We start from the raw sequence: 18,867 nt of genomic DNA, 5'->3' as shown, positions 1-18,867 counted from the left end.
CGCCGGATCGCACGTCGCCGGATCGCACGTCGCCGGATCGCACGTCGCCGGATCGCACGTCGGCCATGGGACACCTCGGGCACTCGACGGGGCCGTCGTCGGCCCGCGGCGCATCCTCGCAGATCCGGGCGGGGGCGTGACCCCGGCGACGGCACCGTCCCGCCCTCCGGCGTGCACTTCCCGCACGGGCCCCGCTCCGGTGAGATGACCGGGAGCCGGTTCGCCGGGGTCCCGACGGACGGAGGTGCCGGCCGTGGCCTCCGCCCCGCTGTCCGCAGGAGGAACGGGACGTCGCCCCGAGCCCGGTCCCCGGCACCCCTGTACCGGCGCCGCCCGGTGAGCGGGGACGCCCGCACCGACCGGGACGTCGACCGGGCGGCGCTCCTCGGCACGGCGCTGGCCGCCGTCGTCGCGCTCACCTTCGGGGGCCAGGGCGAGTGGAACTGGCTGGCCGCGGCCGCCGGGATCGCCCTGCTGCTGGTGCTGGCGGCGTTCTTCCGCCTGCCCGCGGGCACGGCACCTCCGCCCCGTGCACGGGCCGAGCTCGCGGCGCTGTCGGCGGTGGCCGCCCTCGCGGCCACGCTCGTCCTCGCGCCCGTCCTCCAGGCCTCCCTCGCCGCGACCGACGCCGGGCGCACCTGCCGCGCCAGCGCGGCGGTGGCCGCAGGCGCCCTCGAGAGCGACGAGGCCCGGCAGCGCGGCGCCGACGTGGCCGTCGCGCGGGGGGACGTCCAGGGTCCCGCCTCCGAGGCCCTGTCGCGCGCGGCCCGGGACGAGGAGCGGACGGTGCTGGGGAACTGCCTCGGCGCGATCACCTCCGGCTGGCTGTGGGCACCGGCCGCCGGTCTGGCGGGGATCGGCTACGCGCTCGCCTGGTGGCTGGTCCGCCGTCGGCACGCCCCGGACGGTGCGCCCTCCGGGGAGCGGCCGGGCCCGACGTCCCCGGGGTGATGCCGCTCGGCTCCGGTCCCCGGCTGCCGTCGGCCGGCCGACCGGGCCTCGAGCTCGGCCCGCCACTCCGCGCGCCCGCTCGAGCTCGCCCGCACCGACGCGCTCCACAGCAGGACGGCGGCTCCCGCCGCCACGACCAGGAGCAGGAGCAGCAGCCCGGTCAGGACGTCCTCCCAGCCGGCCCACGGCGAGACGGTCATGCTCCCCGGGCGGAGGGCCGGATCGGGTGTCATGGGAGGAGGGTGGAGCACCGGGCGGACCCCGGAGCCGCCGTGGCGGGCGTTCCACCCGGCCGGGCGGGTCACGCTCAGCGATCGACGGCCCGCTACCGGACCCGATCAGGCGGACCGGCGCGCTCCACCCGGTGATCCCCCCGCGGCGCCGGGCCGGACCTCCCCGCGCCCGCCTAGCGTCCCGGCACCCGGGACCGGTCCCGCGGAGGGAGGCAGGGATGACGACCACCGAGCTGCACACCGACACCGACCGCCGGCGCCCGCACGTCTCGGGCGACCTGCCCACGGTCCTCGAGGCCGCGCCGGCGTTCCGCCGGGTGGTGGCCGGCTACGACCGCTTCCAGGTCGACACCTACGTCCGGTGGGCCGAGGAGGAGCTGGCCACCGCCGACCGGGAGCGCGAGCACCTCCTGACGCGGCACCTGCGGACGCGCGCCGACCTCGAGGACGCCCGGCGGCTGCTCGCCCACTCGTGCGGAGGCGCGGAGTCCCTCCGGCTGTCGTCCCGCATCGGGTCGGTGCTCGCCGCGGCGGCCGACGAGGCCGAGGGCCTGCGGGCCGAGGCCGAGGCGGACCGCACGGCCGCCGCCGTGGAGGCCGAGCGGACGGTCGCCCGCGCGCAGGCGGCCCTCGCCGACGCCGATCGCCGGGCCGGGCGGCTGCTCGCCGACGCCGCCGCCCGGGTCGCCGAGACGACGGCAGAGGCCGAGCGGGCGGTCGCGGACGCCCGCGCGGAGGCCGCCGCGCGGCTCGAGGAGGTCCGCCGGGTCGAGCAGCGGGCTTCCGGGCACGCCGACCGGATCCGGCAGCGGGCCCGGGACGAGGCGGACCTCGCGCGGCTGCAGGCCCGCGACGACGTCCTCCGCGTGCTGGGCACCGGGCGGGACGAGCGGCGGCGGGCCGACGACGCGGCGGCCGCGGCCCGCGAGCGCCTGGACCGGGACGCCGGGTCGCGCCGGGCCGCCCTGCTCTCCGCGGTGGCGGCGCTGGAGGAGCGGCGGGCCGCACTCCGGGCGGAGGTCGACCGGCCGGCCGTGGCGGCGCCCGCCCCGGCCGGCCACCGGCCGTCCGTCTCCCTCCGCCGGCTCCTCGACCGGCTGGGCCGGCGGCCGTGGTCCCGGCGGGTGCCCCGGAGCGCGTCGGCCGACGCTCAGCGGCGGGCGAGGACGGCCAGCGCCGCCGCGCAGCCCCAGCCGACCACGACGACCGGCGTCTCGACCGGGTCGAGGCCGCCGGGGCGGATCCGGATCCGGCTGCACCGCTCGCTCAGGTAACCGGCGGTCAGGCCGGTGCCCAGCCACCGCAGCACCCAGCGGGCACGGTCGTCGGGCCCGCGGAGCAGCCGGCCGAGGGCCCAGACCTCGAGCCCGAGCAGGTACGGCGGCGCGCTGTAGGCCGTGCCGAACCACAGCCAGTCCCGGACCAGGTGCTCCGGGCTCCCTGTCAGGAACGGGACGTCGAAGTGCCGGCGCCGGCGCAGCGCGACGACGTGGCCGGCCGCCTGGGCGGCCAGCTGCGCCGACGTGATCCCGACGAGCGTCGTCCGCGACACCATGCCGCCGGACCGTAGGGCCTCCCGGGCCCTCAGGCGCCGCCCTGCGCCGCGAGCACCCGCGCGGCCTCCCGGTCGGCGTCGGGGTTGGCCACCCCGGCCCGGGAGCCGGCGAGCTTGGCGCGGAGGTGCTCCCCGACGGTGATCGGCGGGTACGGCGACCCGTCGCCGACGCAGGTCGGGAGGGTCTCGATGACGGCGTCGACGTTGCCGTCGTGGAAGAACGCCGCGCTGCGCCGCCGCCGGATGGTGCCGTCCACGATCGGCGGCTTGACCCGGTGCAGGGTCGACGTCCAGCGCTCGTTGGTCCACCGCGCCATCAGGTCGCCGAGGTTGACCAGCAGCGCGCCGTCGGCCGGCATGACGTCGTTCCAGTCGCCGTCGCGGCCGAGCACCTGCAGGCCGGCGACCTGGTCGGCCCAGAGCACCGTGACGATGCCGTAGTCGGTGTGCTCCCCCATGCCGGTCAGGTCCCCGTCGAGCTCGAGCCCGCCGGGCTCGAGGGCGTAGTTGTTCATCCGCAGCACGTCGAGGCTGTGGTCGGTGGAGCGCTCGAAGTAGCCCGGCGGCAGCCCGAGGGCGTCGGCGAACAGCGTGGTCAGGGTGCGCGCCACCCGTGCGGCCTCGGCGGAGTACGCCGAGACGGCGCCGCAGAAGGACGGCGCCTCGGCCGGCCAGACGTTCTCCGGGTAGTCGGCCTCGGGCAGGTCGAGGCCCGGGAAGTCCGAGACCGCGGCGCCCACGTTGAACGCCTCGAAGAAGTCGTGCATCCGGTTGGCCGGCGCGAGCCCCAGGCTCAGGCTCAGCGACTCCGTCTTCGGCGGTGCGTAGCCGCGGTTGACCGCAGGCGGCGTCCGGTACCGCTCCTTCACCTCCAGCGGGAGGGCGAAGAACTCGTCGAGGGCGGCGGCGAAGGCGTCCGTGACGGCGGTCGGGACCCCGTGGCCGACCACCTGGACGAAGCCCACGGTGCGGGCCGCCTCGTCGAACGCCGCGGCCGCCGCCGCGCGCTCCTCCGCGGTGCCGGCCCCGACGTAGGACGCGATGTCGACGGTCGGGACGGTGAACGGCGTGCTCATGCGAGGTCCTCCACGGCGTCGCGGGTCGGGGCGGCGCTCACCGGGCACTCCCCGGTCGGCCGAACCGGCTGAGGACGGCGGTCTCCACCAGCTGGGCGACGAGGTACAGCAGCAGCGCGGTGAGGCTGACGACGACGACCAGCGCCCAGACGCGCGCGTTCTGGGAGCGGTTGGCCGCGGAGACGACGGCGTAGCCGATGCCCTTGCCGGTGGCCAGCCACTCGGCCAGCAGCGCGCCGGTGAGCGCGCCGGGCACCGCGATCCGCACCGAGGCGAACAGCGCGGGCAGGGCGGAGGGGAAGCCGACCTTGAGCAGCACGGTCGACGGCGACCCGCCGTAGACGAGCACCAGGTCGCGCATCTGCGGGGTGACCGAGCGCAGGCCGGTCACGATGTTCACCAGCGCCGGGAACAGCACGACGATCGCGCTCATGAGGGCGACGACGCCGTAGCCCCGGCCCACGAGCAGGATCAGGATCGGCGCCAGCGCGATGAGCGGGACGGTCTGCAGCACCAGCGCCACCGGCATCACCGCGCCCTCGAGCGCCTTCGACCGGACGACGACCGCCGCCAGCACGACCGCCGTCAGCATGCCGGCGGCGAAGCCGACGGCGGCGTCGGTCAGGGTCTGCTGCAGCAGCGCCCAGACCTCGGCGCGCAGCTCGGCGGAGTCGTCGTCGCCGACGAGGGTGGTCCACACCTCCGCCGGGGTCTTGCCGACGTAGGGCGAGACGTCCCAGATGCGCAGCGCGGCGATCCACAGCAGCGCCACCACGCCGATCACCAGCAGCGTGGTGGCGACCTGGCGGAGCACCGCCCGCAGCAGCGAGCCGGTCCGGCCGGCGACCGGCGCGGCCACCTCGTCGGCACCGGGCAGCATCGCGCTCACGCCGTCCCCCGCGACCACGGCGTGACCAGCCGGCCGACCAGGCCGAACAGGGCGTAGAAGGCGCCGGCCACCAGCGCGCAGCCGATCCCGACCGCCCAGGCCTGCTCGACGTCGACGTTCTGCTGGGCGATCTTGAGGACGAGCGCGACGCCGCGCTGCACTCCCCCGACGTACTCGCCGAGGATGGCGCCGAGGAACGCCGCGGGCGCGCCGATCCGCAGGGCGGCGAGGATCGAGGGCAGCGCCGCGACCAGCTGCACCGTTCCCAGCTGACGCACCCGGCCGCCGCCGAAGACGCGCACCACGTCCAGGCACGCGCGGTCGGCGGAGCGCAGCCCGAGCACCGTGCCGACGACGGTGGGGAAGAAGACCGCCAGGGCGGCCAGGGCGGTGGCGGTGCCCGACCGCTGCCCCTCGTCGGGGTTGCCGATGACGATGAACAGCACCGGCGCGATCGCCACCAGCGGCACGCAGTAGCTCAGCACCGCGACCTGCGTGAGCACCCGCTCGGCGACCGGCAGCAGCAGCACGAGCGAGGCGACGACGAGGCCGGCGAGGGTGCCGTACCCGAACCCGACCGCGGCCTCCTGCAGCGTCATCCCGAAGTGCAGCGCGTAGAACCCGAAGCCGTCGTCGACCGCGGTGGTGAGGACGCCGTCAGGGGTGGGGATCCGGGCGCCGGACAGCACGGTGACGGCGGCCAGCCACCACAGGGCGACGAGCGCGGCGATGCCGAGGACGCCGGTGCGCAGCGAGCGGACCGACTCATGGGAGAGGTGCACTCAGTCCTCCCCCGGCGCGGCGGCCGCGCCGTCGAAGAGCAGCTCCGAGGCCCGGTCGTGCAGGGCGTGGAACTCCGGGGTGCGCATCAGGTCCGGCGTCCGCGGCCGCGGCAGGTCCACGTCGATGACCTCCTGCACCCGTCCGGGGCGCGTGCTCATCACCGCGACCCGGTCGGACAGGAAGACCGCCTCGGAGATGCCGTGGGTGACCATGAGCGTCGTCGCCGGCTTCTCCGTCCAGATCCGCAGCAGCTCGACGTTCAGCCGCTGCCGGGTCATGTCGTCGAGGGCGCCGAAGGGCTCGTCGAGCAGCAGCACCGACGGCCTGACCACCAGCGCGCGGGCGATCGAGACCCGCTGGCGCATGCCGCCGGACAGCTGCGCCGGCTTGGCCTTCTCGAAGCCCTCCAGCCCGACCAGCCTGATCATCTCGGCCACGAGCGCGTCGTCCGGCTCGCGGCCCGACACCTCGAACGGCAGCCGGACGTTGGACAGCACCGACCGCCACGGCAGCAGCGCGGAGTCCTGGAAGGCGATCCCGAGCTCGTGGTCGCGGCGCAGCTGCAGCGGCGTGCGGCCCTCGACCAGCGCCGTCCCGGACGTCGGCTCCTCCAGGCCCGCGAGGATCCGCAGGATCGTGGACTTGCCGCAACCCGAGGGGCCGAGCAGGGACAGGAAGCTGCCCTTGTCGGTCCACAGGGTGGCGTCCTCCAGGGCCTGCACCGTGCGGCGGCCGACCCGGAAGGTCTTGGTCAGCGAGTCGATCCGCACGCCGGTGCCGAGGGAGGCCGCTCCCCCCGCACCGGCGCGCGTCGACGTCGGGACGACGTCGGTCATGGACTGCCTCTCGTGCGGGTCCGGTCCGGTCAGGAGGGGAGCTCGGTGAGCTCGGGCTTCTCCTCGAGCAGCTGCTCGAGCAGCGACAGGTCGAAGAGGTCCTCGGCCTCGATGTCGATGCCGGCGGCCGCGAGGGTGGCCATGTTCTGCTCGATCAGCTCGTCGGAGACGGTGAACAGGCCGTTGGCCTCGACGTCGGGCGTGACGATCAGCCCGGTCTGCACCTCGGACTGCTCGAGCTCCTTGGCCATGTCGAGCTGCAGGTCCGCGCCGTACTCCTCGACCGCCAGCCGCGCGCCCTCGGCGGGGTCGGCCAGGGCGTCCTGCCAGCCGCGGATCTCGGCCTCCAGGAACGCCATCACCCGCTCGGGCTCCTCGGCGATCATCCGCTCGGTGGTGATGACCGACTCGGCGGCGAACGGCAGCCCGTTGTCGGCGAAGGGCAGGTTGGTGACCTCGATGCCCTGGGCCTGCACGGTGATCGACTCGTTGGTCAGGTAGGCCAGGAAGCCGTCGACCTCGCCGTCGATGAGCGGGGCGGGGTCGTACTCGACCGGGACCTTCTCCACGCTGGCCGGGTCGATGCCGTTCACCTCCAGCAGCGCGTCGAACAGGGTCTCGTTGCCACCGGCCTGCACGCCGATGCGCTTGCCGACCAGGTCCTGCGGCGTCGCGATGTCCCCCCCGTCGGCGAGCGACAGGATGGTGAAGGGGTTCTTCTGGAACTTGGTGCCGACGATCCGCAGCGGGGCGTCCTCCTCGGCGATGACCTGGGCGGTGGAGACGGCGTTGCTCAGGCCGAAGTCGGCGTCCTCCGTGGCCACGAGGGTCTCGATGGCGCCCGGACCGGGGTCCATCGTCACCGAGCTGAACCCGGCGTCCTCGTAGTGGCCGTTGGTGTCGGCGAAGAACTCACCGGCGAACTCGGCGTTCTTGATCCAGGACAGCTGCAGCGTGAGGTCGCCGAGGCCGGCGTCCCCGCCGCCGGCGGCGGCCGACTCGTCGTCGCCGGACCCGCACGCGGGCAGCAGCAGGGCGACGGCGCTCAGCAGGGCTCCGGCGCGCACGGCGCGGAAGCGGAAGGTCATCGGGTCTCCGTATCTCGGCTGCGCTCGTCGCCCAGCGCGGTGGGGTCCGCCGTCCCGGCGTGCGGCTGGGCGGAAACCTAGGAGCGGGTCGTTTCGCGCTCCGACCCCCGGCGTTTCGGGTCGGTTAATGCACGTCCCCGTGACGGGGACCACCGGAGGGCCACGCCGGCTCCCGGTCCCGCAGGGGCTTCCCCGTCCCCCGCCCGGGGGTCTAGGACCTCCTCATGACGACGAGACGAGGGTTCCTGCTCGGCGCCGGCGCGGGCGCGGCCGGGGTGGCGGTGGGCGCCGCCGGCGGAGTCCTCGTCGCGGGTGAGGACGACGCGGTCCGGCGCCGGGCGACCGCGCGCGCCGAGCAGCGCTTCCTCGAGGCCGGGGGTGCGGCGGACGAGGGCGAGGGGGTGGCCCGGCTGGGCACCAGACGGGTGGTCTGGAACACCACGGTCACCGAGCCGGTCGCGGCGATCACCTTCGACGACGGGCCGACGCCGGAGTACACCCCGCGCATCCTGGACGCGCTGGACCGGGCGGGCCTGACCGCGACCTTCAACGTCATGGGCTGGAACGGCGTCCGGCACCCCGACGTGCTGCGCGACGTGGTGGCCGCCGGGCACGAGATCGGCAACCACACCTGGGACCACCGCGACCTCACCACGCTCACCCAGCACGAGACCCGCGAGGAGCTGGTGCGCTGCAAGGACGAGATCGAGGCCCTGCTGGGGCAGCCGTTCACCAGCTTCCGGCCGCCGCGCGGGGAACTGACCGGCTACGCGCTGCGCATCGCCGCCGAGCTCGGCTACGACACCTTCATCTGGTCGGTCACCCGCGGGCCCGGGGACAAGAAGGAGGTCGCCGAGATCGAGGACTACATGGGGCAGACGGTCGCGGCCGGAGACGTCCTGGGACTGCACGACGGCATCGGCCGGGGCACGTTCGACCCGGACGCCGCCTTCGCCGTCGCCCTCGCCGAGCGGCGGGAGCTGGAGGTGCGGGCGCTGCCGTCGGCGCTGCAGCAGATCGCCGACCGCGGGATCGCCCTGATCAGCGCCAACCGGCTGCTCGAGCGCAGCGTGCCCGAGCCGATCGGGGGCAGCGCGCCGCCGGCGCAGGACGGGAACTGAGCGCCTCCGGCGCCGGACGGGAACGGAGCGCGTCTCAGATCCGGACGACCAGCCCGCGGCGCAACAGGGCGGCGCAGACCGCCCAGATCGCGCCCACCGACAGCAGCGGGTAGAGCCAGGCGGAGACGACCGCCCCGGCCACCGAGGTCACCCATCCGTCGACCGCCGGCTGCACCGCGTGCGACAGGACGGACCGGAAGACGACCTCGGAGGTCACGAACGCGACGATCGCCTCGATCCCCATCACCTCGAAGAGCCGGAACGGCCGCACCACCCCGCGCCCGTCGACGACCAGGTGCAGCAGGGCCAGCGCCAGCAGCGCGATCCCGCCGGTGACCAGGACGAACGACGGCGACCACAGCCGCTTGTTCAGCGGCACCACCGGCGCGAGCGCCAGCCCGGTGACCAGCAGCGCGGCACCGCCCGCGGTCAGCCGGGTCAGCGCGGCCCGCCCCGGCCCCGAGTGCAGCGCCCGCCCGGCGAGCACGCCGAGGAAGACGGTGACCGCGCTGCCCGGGAAGCCGTGCGGCGCCTCGGCGGAGAAGCGCAGGCCGAGCGCGGCGTCGAGGGCGTGCCCCCAGGACCGGTCGGGGTCGGCACCGCCGGCGACGGTGAGCACGGACAGCACGGCCAGCACCCCGGCGGCGGCGGCCACCTGCGCCGGGCGGGGCAGCCGGAGCAGCAGCCAGCACAGCAGGTAGGCGCCGGCGACGTGGCCGAGCACGCCCGCCCCGGCGGTGAGGGACCCGTACTTGGCCGCCACCACCAGCCAGCCCAGGACGGCGAGCAGAACGGCCCGCCGCAGCGCCGCGCGCGGCCGGTCCGCCCGCCGGGAGAACGGGATCGACACGCCCACGACCAGCAGGAAGACCGGGAAGACGACGTCGGCGACGTGCACCCCGTTCCACGGCACGTGCTCCAGCTGGGCGGGGATCGCGTCGTTGCCGCGGTTGTCGACGAGCAGCATCCCGGCGACGGCCAGACCGCGCAGCACGTCGACCGAGCGCAGCCGGGGCCGCGTCGACGCCTCCCGCCCGGGCGCCACGGTGTCCCCGCGCGGTGTTCCCGGACGGCGCGTCACACCCCCACGCTAGGGCCGCACGGGGACCCGTCGGCGCGGTCGGAGGACACCACCCGTGCAGGCGTGGTCGCCGTTCCGGCCGCGCCGCCCCCGAGCAGGCTGCAGGCGGGAGCGACCCGCCACCACGGCCACCACCGCGCTGCTGGTCCTCGACCTCGTCGGCACGTTCGCCTTCGCCCTCAACGGTGCGCTGAACGCCCTGCGTGCCCGTGCCGTCGGCCCGGAGCGGTCAGGCGGCCAGCCAGGCCAGGGCAGCGACCACGAGCGCCTCGGTGCCGGTGTCCGGCGTCGGCTGCACGACCGGCGCGAAGGCGGCCGAGTGGTCGCCGGGGACGTCCTGGAAGACCCGCCCGTCGCGCGCGGCCCGGTCGTAGCGGTCCGCGTCGACGCCTCCGGTGAACCAGTAGGTGGAGGGGGCGTCCCACGCCGCCGGGAGGTCGCTGAAGTCCTCGCTCGCCGACTGCGGCCCCGACCCCCGAGGGGGGCGCCGACTCCTGCGTCATGGTCCCGTCCGTTCCCGCGGGGAGCCCCTGACGTCCGCAGTGTGCCGAGAGGCGGGCGGCAGGCAGGGGGACGCGGGGGCCGTGGGGGCGGGACGACGTGCCGCCTCGTCAGGAGACGGCCGGCGCTCCCGACGACGCGGACTCCGCCAGCGCATCGGTCAGCAGCGCGACCAGCGCCTCGAGCTGGACGTCGGCCGAGGACCCGACCTCCTCGTCCGACCCGTCGAGCGCCCGGGCGGCCAGCCCCGCCTTGCTGTCGATCAGCTCGGCGATCCGTGCGTCGATGGTCTGCGCCGCGATGATCCGCCACGCGGTGACCGGCTCGGTCTGGCCGATGCGGTGGCTGCGGTCGATCGCCTGGGTCTGCTCGGCGTCGGTCCACGACAGCTCGGCGAGCACGATGTCGGAGGCGACCTGCAGGTTGATGCCCACGCCGGCGGCGGTGAGCGAGCAGACCGCGACGGCGACGCCGGGGTCGTTGACGAACGCGTCGATGTTCTCCTGCCTCGACCGCGACGTCTGGTCCCCGCGGATCGAGGAGAACCGGACGCCCTGCCGGGTGAAGACGTCCTCGGCGGCGTCCATCACGTCGACGTGCTTGGCGAAGAAGACCACCTTGCCGGCGCTGCGGGCCAGCTGCGCCGCGTAGTCCGCGGCCAGCCCCGCCTTGGCCTGGCCGATGCGCCGCATCATCGTGAACACGTTCTCGCCGGACGCCGCGGTGGCCGCCTCCTTCTGCTCCGAGCGGGCCACCCGGCGCGCCAGGTCGAGGTCGATGCCGTCGGCGGGCGCACCGGACCCGCGGTTGGCCAGCGCGCGCTCGTACTGCGCCACCATCCGGCGGGCGAGGTCGCGCTCGGCGGCCCGGATCGACCGGCCGGCCGCGCCCTCCAGCTCGACGGGGAGGTCGGCGATGCGGCGGGCGGGGATGTCCGCGGCGACGTCGACCTTGCGGCGCCGGACGATGCCCATGTCCACCACGCACCGGCGGGCCGCGGCGTAGAAGCCGGGGTCGGCGGGGGTCAGGCCGGTGCCCTCCAGCGCCTCCATCAGCTCCCCGAGCGGCTTGGTCTCGTCGATCCAGCCGAGGAACTGCCAGATGGCCCGGAAGTCGTCGATGTCGTTGATCAGCGGCGTCCCGGTGAGGGCCATGAGCAGCGGCCGCGTCGTGCGCGAGCGGAGGCGCTGCGAGAGCTCCAGGACGTGCTGGGACCGCTGCGACGTCCGGTTCTTGATGAAGTGCGCCTCGTCGACGACCATCCCGCGGAAGCCGAAGTCGCCGAGCCACCCGACGTGGCGGTCGAGCACCTCGTAGTTGACGACGACGATGTCGGCGAAGCCGTCGATCGTGTCGCCGTTGCCGTGGATCACCGTGGCCGGGCGGTGCGGCGTCCAGAGGCCGGCCTCCCGCGCCCAGTTGGTCTTGACGACGTTCGGCACGACGACGAGCAGCGGATAGGCGCCGGCCGCCTCCGCGGACAGCAGCGCCTGCGCGGTCTTGCCCAGGCCCGGCTCGTCGGCGAGCAGGAAGGTGCGGTGGCCCGACGCCGCGGCGGCGATCAGTTGCGCCTGGTGCGGCATGAGCTCGCGGCCGCCCACGGCCTGCCGCGAGGACGGCGTCGGTAGCGCCATGCCCGCCGGGTCCCCGCCGCCGGCCCGCTCGAAGGACCGCAGGAGCGGGCCGAGCAGCTCCCACCCGGCGAGGCGCTGAGGACGGGGTGCGCTGGGCCGGGCGGCGGAGAAGTCGGGGGCGAGGAAGGGGTTGGCCAGTTGCCGCGAGATGACCGACTGGGGCACGACCCGCTCGGGGGCGGGCGCCGCGGGCGCCGGCTCGGCCGGCGGGGCCTCCTCGGGGGGCGACTCGAGCCCGACGGACCGCAGCACGTCCTGCCGCAGGGCCCGCGCCGCGTCGGAGACGACGGCGTCCTCGGACAGCAGGGCGAGGAGCCCGGCGTCACGGACGGCGGTCTTCGCGAGGATCGTCGCGACGCCGTCGAGGCGCTTGAGCTGCTCGGCGCGGCGGGGGTCGCTGCCGCCCTCGTCCGCGCGCACCCGGGCGTGCTCCTCGCGCAGCAGCAGCGCGACGACCTGGAAGCGGGTGCGCACCGACGGCGTCACCCGGCCGCGCTCGGCGGCCGCCTCGACCTCGCGGACGGTGCGGGCGAGCACCGAGATGAGGTCCTCCTGGTCGCGCCGCGCGTTCCGCGGGGCGCTGCGGCGCGCGCCCGTCGGGCGTCGGCCTGGTCGAGCCACGAACACCTCTCCTCTGACTGCACGGCACGGTTCCCCGTCGGGGACGCTGCGCACCGTCCGGCGACCGGCCGGGGGCACCGCGCGGCGGACACCCGGAGGGGCTCGCAGGCCGGGGCCCGCGCGTCCGGATCAGGCGGGGCCGATGCGGCGGGACCCGCATCCGCGAGACCGCGGAGCGACCGGTCGACGGCCGGCGGGCCCACCGCACAGGGCACCCCGTCGTCGGCCCAGCGGTGCACGGCTCGGAGCCGGTGCTCCCCCCATCGTAGCCCGCCGGTCCGGACCGCGAGCGGACTGCAGGGTCAGCCCCCATGCCGGTCGAGGGGCTGCCCGCTGGCCGGGCCCCGGCTCCCGCGCGGAGTCTCGGTCCCGTTCCCCTCTCCCCCGACGGAGGTCCCCATGTCGAGCACCGTGTCCTGGGTGCGACAGCACCGGTTGACCAGCTTCTTCGTGCTCGCCTACCTGGTGTCGTGGACGCCCTGGGCGTTCGACGCGGCCGGGATGTCGCTGGGGACGCCGTTCTTCCCCGGCGGCCCGCTCGTCGCGGCGCTCGTCGTCATCCCGCTCGCCGACGGCCGGCGCGGCTTCCGGGCGCTCGGCTCGCGACTCGTCCGGTGGCGGGTCGGCTGGGCCTGGTACGTCGTCGCGCTCGGCCTGCCCGTGCTGATGGTGCTGGTGACGGGGGTCGTCTCCTCCTGGCTCGGCGCCCCCGCACCGGACCTGTCGTCGGTCGTCTGGGGCGACGTCGCGCTCGTGCTGGCGCTGCGGATGGTCAACCCCACTGACAGCGCACTCGGCGAGGAGCCCGGCTTCCGCGGCTACGCCCTGCCCCACCTGCAGGACCGGCTGTCCCCGCTGGCAGCGGCCGGTGTGCTGGGCGTCCTGACCGCCGGCTGGCACCTCCCGCTGGTCGCGCTCGGGAACCTCGGCTGGATCGGGATCCCCTCGACCGTCGTGATCACCGTGCTCTACGTCTGGGTGTTCGACCGCACCGGCGGCAGCCTGCTCCTGGCGATGCTCTTCCACGCGAGCCAGGGTGCGTTCACCTTCGGCATGCTCGGCTTCGACAGCGCGGACGAGGACCTCGCCGCCTCCGTCTACTTCGCCGTCCTCGTCGTCGCGGCCGTGGCCGTGGTCGTGCTCGACCGCGCGGCCTGGCACCGGGCGCCGGCGTCGGCCGTCGACACCGAGCCCGGCACCGAGCCCGACACCGAGCCCGCCGGCGCCGGTCGCTGAGGAGGAGGCGGGTGATGAGGTCCCCAGGAGCACTCCCGGTGCGGGAGCGGGACGCCGGCGTCGACCCGGTCCCCGAGGACCGGCCGCAGCGCGTACGGCGGTCGGTGCGGCGACGACCGCGCCGGCGCCCCTTCCGGTACACGCTGCCCGGCCTCGCGGGGGCGCTGGTCCTCCTCTGCGTGTCGCTCACCCCGTCGCTGCTGCCGCGGACCGGGCTCACCCAGGGCCTGATCAGCGGGATCACCGCGGCCTCCGGCTACGCCGTCGGCGTCCTGGCGGCCGCGGCCTGGCGGGCGGTCGTGGACCGGGACGTGCGGCCGACCCGGCGGCGCTCCTGGCTCGTCCTCGGCGGGGTCGCGCTCGTCGCCTTCGTCGCGGCCACCGCCTACGGCCGCTACTGGCAGGCGCGCATCCGGGAGCTCATGGACGCGCCCGCCGACAGCGCGCTGTCCGTGCTGGTGGTGCCGCTGGTCGCCGGCGCCGTCTTCGTCGTGCTGGTCGCGGGAGCCCGCGCGGTGCGGCGCCTCTGCGGCTGGATCGCGCTGCTGCTCGACCGGTGGATCGGCGCCCGCGCGGCACGGGCGCTCGGCTGGGCCGTCGTCGCGGTCGGCTCGGTCCTCCTGCTCAACGGGGTGGTGCTCGACCGGCTGGTCGCGGCGGCGGACGCGGCCTTCTCCGTCCGCGACGACCGCACCGACGCCGGCGTCGTCCGGCCCACGGCGGCCGAGCGGTCGGGAGGACCGGGATCCCTGGTCGGCTGGGACTCGCTCGGCCGCGAGGGCCGCACGTTCGTGGCCGGCGGGCCGTCGGCCGCCGAGATCACCGCGTTCACCGGGGCGCCCGCCGCACAGCCGGTGCGCGCCTACGCCGGCCTGGACTCCGCGCCCACCGCCGAGCTGCGCGCCCGCCTCGCCGTCGACGACCTCGAGCGCGCCGGCGGCCTCGACCGCGGGCTGCTGGTCGTCGTCACCACCACCGGGTCGGGCTGGGTCGACCCGGGGACCGTGGACTCCGTCGAGTACCTGACCGGCGGGGACAGCGCCGCGGTGGCGATCCAGTACTCCTACCTCCCGTCGTTCGTCTCCTACCTGGTCGACAGCGAGCGGGCCCGCGAGGCCGGCCGGGAGCTCTTCGACGCCGTGTACGACCGGTGGAACCGGCTGCCGCTCGACGACCGGCCCCGCCTGGTCGTGGCGGGCGAGAGCCTGGGGTCCTTCGGCGCCGAGACCGCGTTCAGCGGCGAGTACGACCTGCGCAACCGGACCGCCGGTGCGGTGTTCGCGGGCCCGCCGGAGTTCAACACGCTGTTCCGGGACTTCGTCGACGACCGGGACGAGGGCAGCCCCGAGATCGAGCCGGTGTACCGGGACGGCCGCACGGTCCGCTTCACCGACGACCCGGGCGGGGACGTCGCGCCTCCCGGCGAGCCGTGGGACGGCCCGCGCGTGCTCTACCTGCTGCACCCCTCCGACCCCGTGGTGTGGTGGACCCCGGAGCTGGCCTACGCCCGCCCGACCTGGCTGGAGGAGCAGCGGGGCGACGACGTCGTCGACGCGATGCGGTGGATCCCGTTCGTCACGTTCTGGCAGGTGACGGCCGACCTCCCGTTCGCCGGCAACGTCCCCGACGGGCACGGGCACGTCTACACGTCGCAGTACGTCGACGCCTGGGCGCAGGTCCTCCAGCCGCCGGGCTGGGACGCCGGGCGGGCCGGGCAGCTGCGCGACCTCCTCGAGGCGGGCTCGTGACCGGCGTCGCCGGTCCTCACCCGCCCCGGGTGGCCGCAGCGGCGGCCAGCACGCCGAGGGAGTTGGTCGCCAGGTGCAGCAGCACGGGGGCGAGCAGGCTGCCGCTGCGCAGCCGCAGCCAGGCGAACAGCAGACCGGCGACCGCCGTCCACAGGACGGTCAGCAGGACGGCCGCGCCGGTCGCGACCGGGCCCCCGGCGAGGTCGTTCGCGGCGAGGCCGCCGAGCGCGGGACGGACGTGCCAGAGGCCGAACACCGCGCACGACAGGGCCACGGCGGCCCGGAGCGGGAGCAGGCGGCAGGCCGCGGCCAGCAGCACGCCCCGGAAGGCGACCTCCTCCCAGAGGACGGTGCCCAGCGGCACCCGCACCAGCGCCCGGACCGCGACCGCCGGGCCGTCCAGCCCTCCAGCCCGCGCGTCGGCCAGCAGCGGCCGCAGCGCGGGGACGGCGAGGGCGACCCCGTACGCGGCGAGGACCAGCGCCGCGCACGCCCCGCCCCACCGCGCCCCGGCGGGCAGCCGGCGCCGGGCGAGACCGAGCTCGGCCCAGGTCAGCCCCGACCACCGGGCGCCGGCGAGCAGCACCCCGGTGGCCGCCACGTTCGCGGCCACCGCGGAGGCGGGACGCCCCGGGAGGGCGGGCACGACCAGGGTGTTCCACGCGAGGAGCACGACGCAGAGCCCCGCGGTCGCACGTGCGGGCCACCGCGGGGCCGCCGGGTCGTCCACCGGCGGGTCCTCAGGCGCGCAGGTAGGCGAGGACGGCCAGCACCCGCCGGTTGGCGTCGGCCGCCTGGTGCAGGTCCAGCTTGGTGAACACGTTGTGCACGTAGGCCTCGACCGTCTTGGGGCTGAGGAACAGCCGCTCGCAGATCGCCTGGTTGGACCGGCCCTCCGCCATCACTGCCAGGACCTCGCGCTCGCGGTCCGACAGCGACTCGAGCGGATCGCGCACCCGGCGGCGGCCGACCAGCTGCGCGACGACGCCCGGGTCGATCACCACTCCCCCGGCAGCCACCCGGCGGACGGCGTCGGCGAGCTCCCCGGCATCGGCGACGCGCTCCTTGAGCAGGTACCCCGTCCCGGTGGCGCCCGACTCGACCAGCTGCATCGCGTAGTGCGGCTCGACGTGGGCCGACAGCACCAGCACGCCGGTGCCGGGGTGGCGCTCGGCGAGCAGCCGCGCGGCCTCCAGCCCCTCGGTGGTGTGGGTGGGCGGCATCCGGATGTCGACGACGACGGCGTCAGGGGGATCGCGGTCCGCGGCGTCGAGGAGCGCGTCGGCGTCCCCGACCTGCGCGGTGACGTCGAACCCGGCGTCGGCGAGCAGCCGCGAGATGCCCGCCCGGAACAGCGCCGCGTCGTCGGCGACCATCACGCGCACGGGACCGTCGCGATCACCCGGGTGCCGCCGCCCCGCGGACTGCGCACCGTCAGCTCCCCGCCGAGCGTGGCCACCCGGTCGGCCAGCCCGCGCAGACCCGATCCGCTCGCGTCGGCCCCGCCCGCGCCGTCGTCGCAGACCTCCACCCGGAGGCCGCCGGTGGTCTCCCGCACCTCGACGACGACCCGCGCGGCCCCCGCGTGCTTGGCCGCGTTCGCCAGCGCCTCGGACACCACGAAGTAGCAGGTCTGCTCGACCGCCTCGGCCCACCGCCGGGCGGGCACCGCGGCGACCACGGCGGGCACCGGGCAACGCTCGGCGAGCGACTCCAGGGCGGGGCCGAGGCCGGCGTCGGTCAGCAGGACGGGGTAGATGCCCCGGGCCAGCTCCCGCAGCTCGTCGAGGGCGCCGGCCAGCTCCGCGCCCGCCTCGTCGAGCAGGGCCGCGAGCTCCGCCCTGCTGGCGGTGTCCAGCTGGGTGTGCGCCAGCCGCAGGGCCAGGGCCACGGTGACCAGCCGCTGCTGGGCGCCGTCGTGCAGGTCGCGCTCCACCCGCCGGCGCGCCCCGTCGGCCGCCTCGACGATCCGCGCCCTCGACGCCTGCACCTCCCGCAGCTGGCTGCGGACCTCGGCGTGCAGCCGGTCGTTCTCCACCGCCAGTCCGGCGCCGGCCGCGACCGCCGCCACGAGCTCCGGCTCCGCCGCGAGCACCGGGTCGTGCACCAGCACCGCGATCTGCTCGCCGTCGCGCTCGAGGTAGGTCATCGCCCGGTCGCGGGCGGGGGCGACCCGGACGGGGGCGCCGGCGGGGTCGACGAAGGCGCGGCGCTCCGGCAGCCAGTAGGCCAGCTCCAGTGACGGGTCGTGCAGCGTGGCGGCCAGGGCGCTGCGCAGCCGCTCCGGCACCGGCAGCCCGGCGCCGAGCTCCACGATGAGGCGGCTGACCGCCGAGCGGTCGAGCTGGCTGCGCAGCAGCCCCAGGAGCAGCGCCAGCGGCCACACGACCAGCACGACCTCGGCCGACCAGGCGAGCGCGACCCCCACGGCCGGCGGGATGAGCAGCAGGACCGCCGTCCGCTCGACGAGGATCGTGACGACGATCAGCGCCGCGCCCACCGCGCCGGGGGTGAGGCTGCGGCGCTGCGCCGGGCCGGCCGAGCGCCACCGCGTGAACACCGTCGCGAGCAGGGACCCCAGCAGCACGACGACCACGCCCTGCACGGCCAGGTCGACGCCGGAGGGGTCGAACTCCCCGTTGCTCGGCGCGATGACCAGGCCGTTGGGCGGCGGGCCCTCCCCCAGCTGCCGCTGGGCCCCGAAGACGAAGAGGAAGGCCGCGTCCAGCGGCGCGGAGAGCAGGTAGCCGACCGTCACCAGCACCCGCTGGCCGCGGTCCTGCACGCGCCCGCCGGGGAAGGTCGCCAGCAGGTGCACCAGGACGCTGAGGTGCACCGAGCCGACCAGGACGCCCACCACGAAACCGGTCCGGGTGTCGACGGCCACGGCGGAGCGGGCGAACCAGGCGAACCCCAGCACGACCATGAGCAGTCCGGTCCGGCTGTCCGGGCGGCGCGTCCACGCCACCAGCCCCACCCCGATGAAGGACCAGCCGACGGCGAGGTCCAGCACGAGCGTCGGTGCCAGCAGGTCGGCGGGCACCTGGTAGCCGCCCCACACCAGTGCGGCGGCCGCCGCCACACCGGCGGCGGCCCCGGCGGTGGCCAGCGTGGCGCGCGTGCGGGGCCTCAGCCGCTGCACGGGACCGGCCGTCCTGGTCCGCGGATCACGTGCAGCAGTGTCTCGCTGCTGAGGTCGGCCTTGGCGATGAACCCGCGCGCCGTGCTGGCGGCCACGCGGGAGCCGTAGTCCAGCAGCGCCCGGCTCGAGACGAGGACGACCGCGGGCGCGTCCGGCTCCCCGGCGAGCACCTCGGCGACGGCGAAGCCGTCGAGGTCGGGAAGCTGGACGTCGAGCAGGACGACGTCGGGCGCGAGGGCGCGGACCGCGGCGAGGGCACCCGCGCCGTCGGCCGCCTCGCCCACGACCGAGAGACCGCCCGCGACGAGCAGCCGGCGGGCCAGCGACCGGAAGGGGGCGTGGTCGTCGACGATCACCACCCGCGGTGTCACG

Annotated in this window: 16 protein-coding genes; 4 read left to right on the top strand and 12 right to left on the bottom strand. The window is 76.2% G+C overall.

What is annotated here, in order from left to right:
• Positions 1-336 precede the first annotated feature (336 nt).
• Positions 337-951, top strand: coding sequence for a hypothetical protein (locus tag HLV61_RS10625; RefSeq protein ID WP_369255108.1), 615 nt, complete (start codon positions 337-339; stop codon positions 949-951).
• Between the two features lie 1,383 nt (positions 952-2,334).
• On the opposite strand, the gene HLV61_RS10620 is transcribed toward HLV61_RS10625, so the two are convergent.
• Genes HLV61_RS10620 through HLV61_RS10595 form a run of 6 tightly spaced genes read right to left on the bottom strand, consistent with a single transcriptional unit; the run spans position 2,335 to position 7,411 of the window.
• Positions 2,335-2,739: a hypothetical protein gene (locus HLV61_RS10620; RefSeq protein WP_369255107.1), complete on the bottom strand. Its 405-nt coding sequence runs from the start codon at positions 2,737-2,739 to the stop codon at positions 2,335-2,337.
• A 29-nt stretch (positions 2,740-2,768) separates the two neighbouring features.
• Positions 2,769-3,815 (bottom strand): isopenicillin N synthase family dioxygenase, encoded by a 1,047-nt coding sequence (locus HLV61_RS10615; protein ID WP_369255105.1) that lies wholly within the window; start codon positions 3,813-3,815, stop codon positions 2,769-2,771.
• A 37-nt stretch (positions 3,816-3,852) separates the two neighbouring features.
• The gene (locus HLV61_RS10610) at positions 3,853-4,695 is read right to left on the bottom strand and encodes an ABC transporter permease (RefSeq protein ID WP_369255110.1); all 843 of its coding nucleotides are present in this window, start codon (positions 4,693-4,695) and stop codon (positions 3,853-3,855) included.
• 5 nt (positions 4,696-4,700) lie between these two features.
• Positions 4,701-5,486, bottom strand: coding sequence for an ABC transporter permease (locus tag HLV61_RS10605; RefSeq protein WP_369255103.1), 786 nt, complete (start codon positions 5,484-5,486; stop codon positions 4,701-4,703).
• A complete protein-coding gene (locus HLV61_RS10600; RefSeq protein WP_369255101.1) occupies positions 5,487-6,323 on the bottom strand; it encodes an ABC transporter ATP-binding protein in 837 nt (278 codons plus the stop codon). It lies immediately after the preceding gene.
• A 29-nt stretch (positions 6,324-6,352) separates the two neighbouring features.
• Entirely contained in the window at positions 6,353-7,411 is a 1,059-nt protein-coding gene (locus HLV61_RS10595) for an ABC transporter substrate-binding protein (RefSeq protein WP_369255099.1), read from the bottom strand.
• A gap of 224 nt (positions 7,412-7,635) precedes the next feature.
• On the opposite strand from HLV61_RS10595, the gene HLV61_RS10590 reads away from it, so the two are divergent.
• A complete protein-coding gene (locus HLV61_RS10590) occupies positions 7,636-8,532 on the top strand; it encodes a polysaccharide deacetylase family protein (protein ID WP_369255097.1) in 897 nt (298 codons plus the stop codon).
• 34 nt (positions 8,533-8,566) lie between these two features.
• Here the strand turns inward: HLV61_RS10590 and HLV61_RS10585 are convergent, their stop codons facing one another.
• Both HLV61_RS10585 and HLV61_RS10580 read right to left on the bottom strand, forming a co-directional pair.
• The gene (locus HLV61_RS10585; protein ID WP_369255095.1) at positions 8,567-9,613 is read right to left on the bottom strand and encodes a heparan-alpha-glucosaminide N-acetyltransferase domain-containing protein; all 1,047 of its coding nucleotides are present in this window, start codon (positions 9,611-9,613) and stop codon (positions 8,567-8,569) included.
• A 611-nt stretch (positions 9,614-10,224) separates the two neighbouring features.
• Positions 10,225-12,369, bottom strand: coding sequence for a DEAD/DEAH box helicase (locus HLV61_RS10580; protein WP_369255093.1), 2,145 nt, complete (start codon positions 12,367-12,369; stop codon positions 10,225-10,227).
• Positions 12,370-12,768: 399 nt separating this feature from the next.
• Here HLV61_RS10580 and HLV61_RS10575 point away from each other — a divergent pair, with 399 nt between their 5' ends.
• The gene (locus HLV61_RS10575; protein WP_369255091.1) at positions 12,769-13,605 is read left to right on the top strand and encodes a CPBP family intramembrane glutamic endopeptidase; all 837 of its coding nucleotides are present in this window, start codon (positions 12,769-12,771) and stop codon (positions 13,603-13,605) included.
• A 14-nt stretch (positions 13,606-13,619) separates the two neighbouring features.
• On the top strand, positions 13,620-15,353 hold the full coding sequence (locus HLV61_RS10570; protein ID WP_369255089.1) for an alpha/beta hydrolase: 1,734 nt from the start codon (positions 13,620-13,622) through the stop codon (positions 15,351-15,353).
• A 16-nt stretch (positions 15,354-15,369) separates the two neighbouring features.
• Here HLV61_RS10570 and HLV61_RS10565 read toward each other — a convergent pair whose 3' ends face one another.
• Genes HLV61_RS10565 through HLV61_RS10550 form a run of 4 tightly spaced genes read right to left on the bottom strand, consistent with a single transcriptional unit; the run spans position 15,370 to position 18,866 of the window.
• A complete protein-coding gene (locus HLV61_RS10565) occupies positions 15,370-16,083 on the bottom strand; it encodes a CPBP family intramembrane glutamic endopeptidase (RefSeq protein WP_369255087.1) in 714 nt (237 codons plus the stop codon).
• 10 nt (positions 16,084-16,093) lie between these two features.
• Complete coding sequence (locus tag HLV61_RS10560; protein ID WP_369255085.1) at positions 16,094-16,729, bottom strand: LuxR C-terminal-related transcriptional regulator; 636 nt, start codon at positions 16,727-16,729, stop codon at positions 16,094-16,096.
• Positions 16,729-18,495, bottom strand: a complete 1,767-nt coding sequence (locus HLV61_RS10555; protein WP_369255083.1) for a sensor histidine kinase — start codon at positions 18,493-18,495, stop codon at positions 16,729-16,731. Before HLV61_RS10555 ends, HLV61_RS10560 begins: the two co-directional genes overlap by 1 nt.
• On the bottom strand, positions 18,483-18,866 hold the full coding sequence (locus HLV61_RS10550) for a response regulator (protein WP_369255081.1): 384 nt from the start codon (positions 18,864-18,866) through the stop codon (positions 18,483-18,485). The genes HLV61_RS10555 and HLV61_RS10550 overlap by 13 nt, the downstream gene beginning before the upstream one ends.
• Between the last annotated feature and the right edge of the window lies 1 nt (position 18,867).

This window comes from Geodermatophilus amargosae (assembly GCF_041028265.1).
Taxonomy (GTDB): Bacteria; Actinomycetota; Actinomycetes; order Mycobacteriales; family Geodermatophilaceae; genus Geodermatophilus; species Geodermatophilus amargosae_A.
Note: the sequence above shows the minus strand (reverse complement) of the source record. Positions and strands in the feature narration are given on the sequence as shown.